Genomic DNA, 10549 nt, shown 5'->3' with positions numbered 1-10549 from the left:
GGGCGCCGCCTCCCGCCCCCCCGCCCCCCCCCCCGCCGCGCGGCGCGGGGCCCGCCCCCCCCCCCCCCCGCCCCCCCCCCCGCCCCCCCCCCCCCCCCCCCCCCCCCCCCCCCGCCACCGTATTCGCCCTCCGGCCCTGGCCCGAGGGCGACGGCAGTTACAGCCAGCCGTTGCGCCGGAAGATCACCACGAGCCCACCGCAGGCCAGCACCATGATCGCCAGAACCGCCGGATAGCCCCAGGCCAGTTTCAGTTCCGGCATACGCTCGAAGTTCATCCCATAGATCCCCGCGATCATCGTGGGAACCGCGGCCAGCGCGACCAGCGCGGAAATCTTGCGCATATCGGTGTTCTGCCGCACCGCGATCCGTGCCAGAGTCGCGCTGATCAGCGCGGAGAGCGCATCGTCGAAATCGTGCACGCGTTCCGCGGCGGTGGTGTGATGGTCGGCGACATCACGCAGATAGCGGCGCACCTCCTTGTTCAGTCCCGAATCGGGCCGGATGAGCGCTTGCAGTGGCAGCGACAGCGGTATCACCGACCGGCGCAATTCCACGATTTCGCGTTTGAGCTGGTAGATCGATTCGATGGCGAGCCGGGACCGAGGGCTGAACACCTCCTGCTCCATCTCCTCGACATCGGTTTCGATCTCCTGCACGACCTCGAGATAGGTATCGACGACATGGTCGGTGATCGCGTGCAGCACCGCCCCGGGCCCGAGACGCAGCCGATCGGGGTCGGACTCCAGTTTCGCGCGGACCCGCCGCAGCCCCGAATGCTCACCGTGCCGGACGGCGACCACGAAATCGGGACCGAGGAAGATCAGGATCTCGCCGGTGAGCACGATCTCACTGGTGCTGTGCATATCGTGTTCGACGTAGGCGACGGTCCGCAGCCCGAGCACCAGGGTGTCGTCGTAACGCTCCAGCTTCGGACGCTGCCGGCCTGCCACGGCGTCTTCGACCGCCAGCGGATGCAGCCCGAACACCTCGGCGACCGCACTCATCTGGGCGGCGTCGGGTTCGTGGAGTCCGAGCCAGACGAACCCGTCGCCCTCGTCGCGGACCTGCGCGAGGGCCGCCGTGAGATCGAACCGCCCGGCCAGGCGCTGCCCTCCCCGATAGATACCGCAGTCCACCACCGCCGCCCCGGCGCTCGGTACGGTATTCCGCTTCAACGACACCTTCGGGCGATCATTACGACGATTCGGGTCGACCAGCACTCTGCGAGAGTAGATACCCCCGCATCCGCGCAACAGTCCCTACTCGCCCCCGGTGATAGCTCGCTGCGTAGGTCTCGTCCCGCGGCGTAGAAAGTCGCGTCAGGACGCGGTCGTCCGGGCTCCGCGGGCCCGCACTCGTCAGCGTGAATGCTGTACGTCCGGCACCCGCGACCGGTCCGGCGCGGGTGATCGCCGCCCAGGGGGGCTGACCGTTCCCACCGGTCTACTGGATCGTCGCGTTCCTGCTGGCCTACGCGGCGATCGCGGCCGTCTACATGTACCGGGCCCGCAGTAGGGGAGTCGGCGCTCGTATCCCGCCGTATGTGGGCTCGGGAATCGCGGCCGGCCTGGCCTTCGGTATCGCCTCGGCGTGGGCCCTTCAACTCCAGCCGGCAGACGATTTCCCGGCCGGCCCGGTCGCCGTCGGTATGGTTCCGCTGATCTCTATCGGCCTGACGCCGTTCGTCCTGGCGGGGCTCGAACCCAATCGGTACCTGCTGGTGTTCACCATCGCCTATACGGTTGTCGCCCTGCTCGTGTGCGGGCTCGGCGGTCGTCGGCCGGGCCTGGGCGGCGGAGGTATCGACCCGTTGTGGAGCTTCCTGCCCGGCCTGGTCGTCACCGGCTGTCTGCTGGCGCACCGGTGAGCAAATACTTGACGGTCGATTTCACGCAGTCTCCTCGGTGCACGGAACCCTGAACTCGTTGCCTCCGTATCGGTTCCAGCATCGTCCCGTTACATTCCGGCACTGTTCACTCCTGCCTCGACGGCCTGCTGGAGCAATGTTTCGGCGGTGTCGTGCATCGTGGCGGGGTTGAGGAAGACCGCGTGCACGCCCGTGAACATCTGGCGGCCGGGTAGCGCGGATATGACGTCGACGCCGGCCGGCAGCCCGGCGGTGCCCGGGTTCCTGCTGGTGGCCCGGACGTCAGCGCCCGCGGCGAGCAGCCCGGTAACTATGTGGGCGCCGACGTTTCCGGTGGCGCCGGTGACGAGATACAACTTCGCTCCTTCATATCGGAAGAGATGTGGGCCTACTGTTCGCGTTTTTCCAGGCGCGAACCGCGGCGCGGTGAGAGGGACAGCAGATCGGTGGGGCCGTCCAGCTCGATCCGGTGCAGACGATCGCGGGGAACGATGCAGGCGTGGCCGGCCGCGATGGTCAGCGAATCCTCGTCGGCGCCGGGTGTTTCCGGGTGGAAGTACATGCGTATTCCGCCGCTGAGCACCGCCACCAGTTCGTCACCCGACGGATGCACTTCCCAGTGGTCGCCGTGGGCGTCGGCTGCGGTTTCCAGGTGGAAGGCGGTCAGTGTCCAGCCGTCGATATCGCCGGTCATCCGGCGTGCCTCGTCGAATATGGTGCCGTCGGGGAGGATGCGGATACCGCGTGCGAAGAAGTCGATGGGCGTGAATGTCATTGTGTTTCCTTCATTTCGCCCCGGCGGGTGCCGGGAGGTCGGTGCGCCGGGACGGTGGTGCCGGGTTCACCACGGCCATATCGAGCGCGACCAGGAGTTGCGCCGAGGCGATGGCTCCCAGGGTGGCTCGGTCGGATTGTTTTTATACACGTATAAAAAGTACTCCGGGCGAATCTGCCTGTCGAGTCGTTCGTGCCAAGATGGCTGGGTGACCACTCGCACCGGACGTCCGCCGCGCTTGTCGCGGGCCCAGATCCTGACGGCGGCGAGCGAGCTGATCGAGCAGGACGGCGCGGACGCGCTGACCATGCGGCGGCTCGCGGCCCGGCTGGATGTCACGCCGATGGCGGTCTATCACCATGTCCGGAACAAGGAGGAGTTGCTGTTGCTCCTCCTGGACGAGGTCGCCGCGGGTACCGAGCACCCGGAACTGCCCGGCGACCCGCGGGAGCGGGTGGTTCTCGCGGCCCGGACGATGCACGACACCCTGGCCCGGGTCCCCTGGGCGGTCGAGGTGCTGACCGCCGACGACCTACTGTCGCCGGCCGCCCTGTGGTATCCGGAACAGATCATCGATGCGGCCGTCACCTGCGGACTCTCCGCCGCCGATGCCGTTCATGCGTATCGGGCGATCTGGTATTACACCGCCGGGGAGATCCTGGTCCGCGCCGCGTCGGCGCGCCGCCGCGCGGCCGGCGACCGGAAGACATTCCGCGCCGCGCTCTTCGGATCGCTCGACCACGCCGAGTGGCCGCGGCTGGCGACCGTGGCCGACGACTGGGATCGGCTCACCCAGGTGGATACCTACGAAAGTGGCCTGCGGGCCCTGGTCGACGGTTTGCTGTCCGGGCGCTGACGAGGGAACCGGATCAGCCGGTGGTGGAACGGGGAGGTTGCGACAGTTCCGCGCCGGCGCCGGATGTGCCGGGGCGGCCGACGTGCGATTCCTGCCGGATCCGTTCGCTCATATGTGGGTAGTGCAGTTCGAAGGCAGGGCGTTCGGAGCGGATCTTGGGCAGTTCGTAGAAGTTGTGCCGCGGCGGCGGGCAGGTGGTGGCCCATTCCAGCGAATTGCCGTACCCCCAGGGGTCGTCCACGGTGACCACCTCGCCGTAGCGGTAGCTCTTGAAGACATTCCATACGAAAGTGATCATCGAGACGCCGAGTACGAACGAGCCGAGCGTCGAGACGGTATGCAGGGCGGTGAAGCCGTCGGCGGCCTGATAGTCGGCGTACCGGCGGGGCATACCTTCCGCGCCCAGCCAGTGCTGCACCAGAAAGGTGGTGTGGAAGCCGAGGAAGGTCGTCCAGAAGTGGATCCGCCCGAGTCGTTCGTCCATGAGCCGGCCGGTCATCTTGGGGAACCAGAAATAGATCCCGGCGAACGTCGCGAACACGATGGTGCCGAAGAGTACGTAGTGGAAGTGGGCCACCACGAAGTAGCTGTCGTGCACCTGCCAGTCCAGGGGCGGGCTGGCCAGGATGACACCGGACAGACCGCCGAACAGGAAGGTGACCAGGAACCCCACCGAGAACAGCATCGGCGTTTCGAACGTCAGATGCCCCTTCCACATGGTGCCGATCCAGTTGAAGAATTTCACCCCGGTCGGTATCGCGATCAGGAAGGTCATGAACGAGAAGAACGGCAGCAGCACCGCTCCGGTGGCGTACATGTGGTGCGCCCACACCGCCATCGACAGGCCACCGATACCGATCGTCGCGAAGACCAGCGCGGTGTAGCCGAAGATCGGCTTCCGGCTGAACACCGGGAAGATCTCGGAGACGATGCCGAAGAACGGCAGCGCGATGATGTACACCTCGGGATGCCCGAAGAACCAGAACAGATGCTGGTACAGGAGAACGCCCCCGGCGCCGGGGTCGTAGATATGGCCGCCGAGGTGCCGGTCGTAGGCCAGCGCCATCAGAGCCGCGGTGAGAATCGGGAAGGCCAGCAACACAAGGATGCTGGTCACCACGATATTCCAGGTGAAGATCGGCATCCGGAACATCGTCATACCCGGTGCGCGCAGGCAGACCACGGTGGTCAGCATGTTCACCGCACCGAGGATGGTGCCCAGACCGGAGATGGCCAAGCCCATGATCCACAGGTCGGCGCCCACACCCGGCGAATGCATGATGTCCGACAGCGGCACATACGCCGTCCAGCCGAAATCGGCGGCGCCGCCCGGAGTGACGAAGCCCGCGGTCGCCATGGTGGCACCGAACAGATACAGCCAGTAGCTCAAGGCATTCAGGCGGGGGAACGCCACATCGGGTGCGCCGATCTGCAAGGGCAGGATCGCGTTGGCGAAACCGAACACCACGGGAGTGGCGTAGAACAGCAGCATGATCGTGCCGTGCATGGTGAACAGCTGGTTGTACTGCTCGGGTGAGAGGAACTGCAGCCCCGGCCGCGCCAATTCCCCGCGCAGCAGCAGCGCCATGAGGCCGCCGATCAGGAAGAAACCGGTCGCCGACGTCAGGTACATGATGCCCAGGAGCTTCGGGTCGGTCGTGGTCACCAGCTTGCGGAGGGCCGACCCCTTCGGGCCCATTCGGGCCGGAAACGGGCGGGTGGCGGTGAGTTCCGCGGGTCGAGACGGTGTCACTGCCACGGGCTCTCCTTCGTCCGGTCCGCCTGTATCTCGTCGAAATCCTCGGTGCCTGGCTGCTACCCCCGCGGCGCCCGGCTAAACCCTGCCGGATAGCCCGCGGTGATCCGGGCAGCGACACCCGGTGGTGCGGAAAGGCGACGGCATTCTGCCGGTTCGGCGTGGCAGCGCGCCGGCCACGACCGGCGGACACCTCGGCCTCGCGCACTTGACCTTGTCACTGTGACAAGGTCTTCACTGGCTGTCGGAGGTGGTACCCATGAATACGACACACAGGAATTCTCAGCACACTCGGTTGCTCGGCGCCTTGGCCGCCGGCGACTCGTCGATTCGGCTCGAAGCCGCACTGGCCGCCGGTACGCAGCCCGCGCCGGAGCTCCTCGATGCGCTGGTGCAACGATGCGCCGTCGAACCGGACTTCTTCGTGCGTGACATGCTGACCTGGGCGCTGACCCGGCTCCCCGCGCAGCTGACGGTCCCGAAACTGCGCGCGGAACTTCGGTCCGAACGCGCGCAGGCGCGGAGCCAAGCGCTGCACACCCTGTCCAAAATCGGCGACCCGGACGCCTGGCCGGCGATCACACCGGCGCTGCTGCGGGACGCCGACGAGGACGTCGCGCGCAGCGCGTGGCGGGCGGCTGTCGTCCTCGCGCCCGACGCGGCGAGACCCGCCCTCGCCGCGGAACTGGTCACGCAACTCGGTCGCGGCGACCGGGAGGTCCGGCTGAGTCTCAGCCGCGCCTTCGCCGCGCTCGGCGAGGTGGCCGAACCGGTGCTCGCCGCGGCGGCAGCGAATGATGATCCGGACATCCGGGCTCATGCGGCCGCCACGCAGCGGCTGGTGCGCGACCCCGATGCCGGCTTCGAACTCGCCGTCGACGAGGCGAAACGAGTAGTGGCCCTCGGTCCCGACGCGGAGGAGGCGAGTGCATGCTGATCGGCGAGGTGGCGCGCCGCTCGGGGGTGAGTACCCGGATGCTCCGGCACTACGACTCCCTCGGGCTGGTGCGCCCCACCGGCCGCACCGTGGGCGGTTACCGGGAGTACGCACCCGAGGACATCCGGCGGATCTTCCATGTGGAGGGCTTGCGGTCGCTGGGCTTGTCGCTGCGCCAGATCGGCCGCGCTCTCGACGATCCCGGCTTCACCCCGTCCACACTGGTCCGGGAGCTCATCCGGAAAACGGGGGAACGACTGCACCGGGAGCAGGAGTTGCTCGACCGGCTGCGCACGGTCGACGCGGCCGGACCCACCGGCTGGCAGGATGTCCTGCGTATCGTCGAACTCCTGCACGGCCTCGGATCGCCGGATGCCGCGCGCCGGCAGCAAGCTGTACTGGCACCCGCCGAGGACGCGCCCGCCGAAATGCTGGCGGCGGCCGTGCTCGGTGAATCCGATCCGTACGTCGCCGGATCCCTGCGCTGGGCGCTCGCGCGGGCCGACGGTGACGCGGTCGGCGGGCTGGCCCCCGGTGTGCGCTCGGCCGATGTGGAGGTCCGCCGTCGCGCGGTGCACGCTCTCGCCGAGCTACCCGGCGCGGAGGCGACCGCGGTGCTGACCGAAGCGCTCGCGGATGGAGACGCGACCGTCCGTAGATACGCGGCCCTCGCCCTGGGTGCGCGGGGAGTCACCGCCGCCGTTCCGGAACTCGTCCGCACGGTGGTCGAGGGCCCCAACGATGTGGACGCCGCCGAACTCCTGGGCGCGCTCGCCGCGGACGAACCCTGGGCCGGCCGGATCATGGCCGCTCTGACCGGCGAGTTCGCCGCCCACCCGGACGACCCCGCGGTGCGGCTCCGGCTCACCCAGGCCCTCGCCGAGCTGCCCGGCCGGCTCGCCCTCGACCTCCTCCGGCAACTGACCCACGACACCGATCGTGCGGTGGCCCTGCTCGCCACAGCCCTCGTCGCGGTGTTCGAAGAACAACCGTCCGAGTAGCCACCGGTCTCGCTGAGCGAACCCTGACGCGCCGGCCGGATGGTGTACTTCGCGCGGTAGAGGCTGCCGAACCGGCGCACCCCGGCCTCGTGCCGGGCGGGGGGCACCGGTATCGACGGTGGCGTGCTGCGGGGTGCCGTCAGGCGGCGCTGTCCCGATACGCCTGGAGGCGGAGGGTGGCGGTGGCCTCGTGAGCGGCCATACCCTCGTACTGCGAGATGGTTTCGACTGCACCCGCCACTTCCGGGGTGGCGGTACGGTCGACGCGCTGATAGGTCAACGGTTTGAGGAAGCGCGACACCGACAGTCCCGCACTGTGTTTGGCACCTCCGGCGGTGGGCAGGACGTGGTTCGTGCCGGCCATGCCCTTGTCGGAGTACGCGACAGTGCTCCAGCGGCCCAGGAAGATCGAGCCGTAATTGTGCAGGGCGTTGTGGTAGTACTCGTCGTCGGCCGTCTGGATTTCCAGGTGTTCGGGGGCGAGATCGTCCATCAGCGCGACCGCCGTCGCGGGGTCCTTCGCCCAGGTCACCGAGCCGTAGTCGCGCCAGGCGGGGCCGGCGATATCGCGGGTTTCGAGCGTTTCCAGCTGCCGGTCGGCCGCGGCGATGACCGCTTCCCCCAGCTGTCGCGAGGTGGTGACCAGCGCTGCCGGGGATTCGGTGCCGTGCTCGGCCTGGCCGAGGAGATCCGCGGCGACGGTGGCCGGGTCGGCGGTCTCGTCGGCGATCACGGCGACCTCTGACGGGCCCGCGAGCAGGTCGATCGCGACCTTGCCGAAGAGTTGCCGTTTGGCCTCGGCCACATAGGCATTACCGGCGCCGACGAGCATATCGACGGAGGGTTCCCCGAGCAGCCCGAATGCCATAGCGGCCAGCGCCTGGACTCCGCCCAGGACATAGACCCGGTCGGCCCCGGACAGGTAGCAGGAGTAGAGCACCGCGGGATCGGCGGTGCCGTCGCGGCGCGGGGGAGTGCAGGCGAGGACGGTGGGTACACCGGCGACCTTGGCGACGCCGACGGTCATGAACGCACCGGCGAGCAGCGGGAAACGACCGGCCGGGACATACGCGCCGACCCGTGAGATCGGAACGTAGCGGACGCCGGTGACCAGGCCGGGGGCCAGCTGGGTTTCGAAATCCACCAGGTGCGAACGGGTTTCGCGGGCGAAGGTGCTGGTGCGTTCGTGTCCGAGTTCCAGTGCCGCGCGGAGTTCCGGCGACAGCGCATCCCCGGACCGGGCCAGTTCGGCAGAGCCGAGTTCGACCTGGGTCGACTCGAATCCGTCGAGCTTGCGGGCGTATTCGAGGACCGCGTCGAACCCGCCCTTCTCGATCGCGGTCAGCATCTCGGACACGGTCGCGATGACGGCGGGGTCACGCTGTGCGGCGGGGCGGTCGAGCGCGGGGCGTTTGAGGATCTGGAAGGAGCCTTCGAGTTCGGCGAGGCGAGCGGGGGTGAACTTCATGGTGTCGACGGTAAGGCGCCGCGTGGGACTGGACAAGCCGTTAGCAACCTGCGGGATCCACAGGGTAGCCCTATGGATGGTGGTCGGTCTTCATCGCGGCCGCCCCGGAACGATGGATCACTGGACACCGGCCGGGCCCCTGCGGTCGCGCCGCTCGCGGCCCCGCCGCGGCGCGGAAGCCGACATGCCGGTGTGGGTACCGCTGTCCGCTTCAGCCGATACGCGGGACGGTGATCGCGGGATCGGCGGCGGTTTCCACCGCCGCGGCGAAAGCGAGTGCCTCGGCGTCCCGGCCGGGGGCGGCCGTTACCGTGAGGCCGATCGGTAACCCCTGCACCGAGCCGATGGGCACTTGAACCGAGGGCGCTCCGGTATTCGAAGCGATACCGGCTGCGGCGGTTCCGGCCCGGTCGGTGGTCGCGATATCGGGTGCCGTGGGATAGACGAGGATGTCCACACCACGCCGGCCGAGCAACGCGGTCAGTGCCGCGCGGCCGGCGCGTTGCCCGCGGAGCGCGGCGTCATGGACCGGGTTCGGTAGGGGCGGGTGCGCGAGCCATTCGTCGATGATGCCGCGAGCCAGTGCGCTACCGGTCGCGGTGAGCTCGGCGAAGGTGAACGCGGCCCCGGCCGAGCGGAGAAAGGTGTCGATCGAGTGGCGCGCGTCGGTCCAGCCGCTGCCGGTGAGGATGTCGCGGGCGAAACCGGCATCCAGTTCCGGCAACTCGGTGAATCGGTGGTTGTGCTGCAGTGTGGCGACCACCGCGTCCGTCCGGGCCCGGATTCGCGCGCGGCGGTGGGAGTCGGAAGCATGCTGCTCACCGGAGGCGGGTGTATCGAACGGCCAGGTGAGGTATGCGGCGGTGAGCCGGGCGGGGTCGACGGCGGATACTGCCGCGAGCCAGGAGTGCCGTCCGCCGGTCATCAGATCGGCGAATTCGGCGATATCGCGCACGGTCCGGCCGATCGGCCCGGCCACGTCCTGGCTGGGTGACAGGGGCAGCACACCACGCCGGCCGACGGCATCGCTCGACGGCCGGAACCCGGCCAGCCCGGCATGCGCGGCCGGGCCCAGTACCGAACCGCAGGAGTCGGTGCCCAGCGATATCGGCGCGAAACCCGCCGCGACACTCACCGCGCTACCGCCACTGGATCCGCTCGCGCTCCGCGTGCGGTCGAAGATATTCGCGGTCCGGCCGCGTACCGAACTCTCCGTGAACGTGCCGTGCCAGGCGAACTCCGACATATTCGTCGTCGCCAGCACGATCCCGCCTGCCGCGCGCAGGTGTCCGACAACGGCCGCGTCGGTGTGCGGTCGATACGCGGCGAGCTTCCGGTTACCCGCGCTGAGTGGCAGGCCCTGCGCGGCGATATTGCATTTGATCGTGAAGGGAATGCCGTGGAGCGGCCCGCGGACTCTGCCCGCGCGCCGCTCGCTGTCGAGTTCGCGGGCCCGGTCCATCGCCTCCGCGGCGATATCGACCACGGAATTCAGGGCTGGTGTGCCGGCGCTGTCGAAGCGGCGGATCCGGTCCAGGTAGGCCTGGATGATCTCCGCGCTGGTCAACCGTCCGTCGGAGAGTCGATCGCGCAGATCGGCCACGGTGTAGGCCTGCCACCGCGACGGACGGCCCGGGCCGGAACCGCCCGTATCGTGAGTGGCGCCGGTGGGCGTGCCCGCCGGCGCCCGCGTGGGGCCGGTCGACGGTGTCGATGCGGAATGTGCGGCGTTCATCGAGTGCGCGCCTTTCCCGCCCGGGGTGTCGGCCGGGCGGAGCGGGCGCCGCGGGTGCCGGGCGACAGCGGTCGGACCCCCAGTGGCACTGCGGCGGGCTTCCGGCTTCGTCCGGCGGATTCGTGCCCAAGGTGGCAGGTGAATCCTGTTCT

10 protein-coding genes are annotated in these 10549 nt (G+C 68.9%); 4 read left to right on the top strand and 6 right to left on the bottom strand.

The annotated features are described in order from the left end of the window. Positions 1–157: 157 nt before the first annotated feature. A complete protein-coding gene (corA, locus tag QH276_RS05150; RefSeq protein ID WP_280400498.1) occupies positions 158–1222 on the bottom strand; it encodes a magnesium/cobalt transporter CorA in 1065 nt (354 codons plus the stop codon). A 323-nt stretch (positions 1223–1545) separates the two neighbouring features. Between corA and QH276_RS05145 the strand changes: the two genes are divergently transcribed. Continuing rightward, entirely contained in the window at positions 1546–1869 is a 324-nt protein-coding gene (locus QH276_RS05145; protein WP_280400497.1) for a hypothetical protein, read from the top strand. A gap of 89 nt (positions 1870–1958) precedes the next feature. Here QH276_RS05145 and QH276_RS35340 read toward each other — a convergent pair whose 3' ends face one another. Both QH276_RS35340 and QH276_RS05135 read right to left on the bottom strand, forming a co-directional pair. After that, positions 1959–2225, bottom strand: coding sequence for an NAD(P)H-binding protein (locus QH276_RS35340; RefSeq protein ID WP_348536652.1), 267 nt, complete (start codon positions 2223–2225; stop codon positions 1959–1961). Positions 2226–2257: 32 nt separating this feature from the next. Then, positions 2258–2644 (bottom strand): cupin domain-containing protein, encoded by a 387-nt coding sequence (locus tag QH276_RS05135; protein WP_280400496.1) that lies wholly within the window; start codon positions 2642–2644, stop codon positions 2258–2260. 208 nt (positions 2645–2852) lie between these two features. Here QH276_RS05135 and QH276_RS05130 point away from each other — a divergent pair, with 208 nt between their 5' ends. Then, positions 2853–3500, top strand: coding sequence for a TetR/AcrR family transcriptional regulator (locus tag QH276_RS05130; protein WP_280400495.1), 648 nt, complete (start codon positions 2853–2855; stop codon positions 3498–3500). 13 nt (positions 3501–3513) lie between these two features. Here QH276_RS05130 and ctaD read toward each other — a convergent pair whose 3' ends face one another. Next, positions 3514–5199: an aa3-type cytochrome oxidase subunit I gene (gene ctaD, locus QH276_RS05125; RefSeq protein ID WP_280400499.1), complete on the bottom strand. Its 1686-nt coding sequence runs from the start codon at positions 5197–5199 to the stop codon at positions 3514–3516. 316 nt (positions 5200–5515) lie between these two features. Between ctaD and QH276_RS05120 the strand changes: the two genes are divergently transcribed. Both QH276_RS05120 and QH276_RS05115 read left to right on the top strand, forming a co-directional pair. Continuing rightward, positions 5516–6193: a HEAT repeat domain-containing protein gene (locus tag QH276_RS05120; RefSeq protein WP_280400494.1), complete on the top strand. Its 678-nt coding sequence runs from the start codon at positions 5516–5518 to the stop codon at positions 6191–6193. Further along, positions 6187–7194, top strand: a complete 1008-nt coding sequence (locus QH276_RS05115; RefSeq protein WP_280400493.1) for a MerR family transcriptional regulator — start codon at positions 6187–6189, stop codon at positions 7192–7194. Before QH276_RS05120 ends, QH276_RS05115 begins: the two co-directional genes overlap by 7 nt. 139 nt (positions 7195–7333) lie before the next feature. Here the strand turns inward: QH276_RS05115 and hisD are convergent, their stop codons facing one another. Together hisD and QH276_RS05105 are read right to left on the bottom strand one after the other, a co-directional pair. Then, positions 7334–8662 carry a histidinol dehydrogenase gene (hisD, locus tag QH276_RS05110; protein WP_280400492.1) on the bottom strand — a complete coding sequence of 443 codons (1329 nt, stop codon included), beginning with the start codon at positions 8660–8662 and terminating at the stop codon, positions 7334–7336. Positions 8663–8873: 211 nt separating this feature from the next. Continuing rightward, a complete protein-coding gene (locus QH276_RS05105; RefSeq protein ID WP_280400491.1) occupies positions 8874–10397 on the bottom strand; it encodes an amidase in 1524 nt (507 codons plus the stop codon). Between the last annotated feature and the right edge of the window lie 152 nt (positions 10398–10549).

It is taken from the genome of Nocardia carnea, from assembly GCF_029869215.1.
In the GTDB taxonomy this organism is placed as follows: Bacteria; Actinomycetota; Actinomycetes; order Mycobacteriales; family Mycobacteriaceae; genus Nocardia; species Nocardia carnea_B.
Note: the sequence above shows the minus strand (reverse complement) of the source record. Positions and strands in the feature narration are given on the sequence as shown.

Coding starts and splice junctions, on each gene's coding strand:
- QH276_RS05135 (WP_280400496.1), bottom strand. CDS start 2,644: ATGACATTCACGCCCATCGACTTCTTCGCACGCGGTATCCGCATCCTC.
- ctaD (WP_280400499.1), bottom strand. CDS start 5,199: ATGGGCCCGAAGGGGTCGGCCCTCCGCAAGCTGGTGACCACGACCGAC.
- QH276_RS05120 (WP_280400494.1), top strand. CDS start 5,516: ATGAATACGACACACAGGAATTCTCAGCACACTCGGTTGCTCGGCGCC.
- QH276_RS05115 (WP_280400493.1), top strand. CDS start 6,187: ATGCTGATCGGCGAGGTGGCGCGCCGCTCGGGGGTGAGTACCCGGATG.
- hisD (WP_280400492.1), bottom strand. CDS start 8,662: ATGAAGTTCACCCCCGCTCGCCTCGCCGAACTCGAAGGCTCCTTCCAG.
- QH276_RS05105 (WP_280400491.1), bottom strand. CDS start 10,397: ATGAACGCCGCACATTCCGCATCGACACCGTCGACCGGCCCCACGCGG.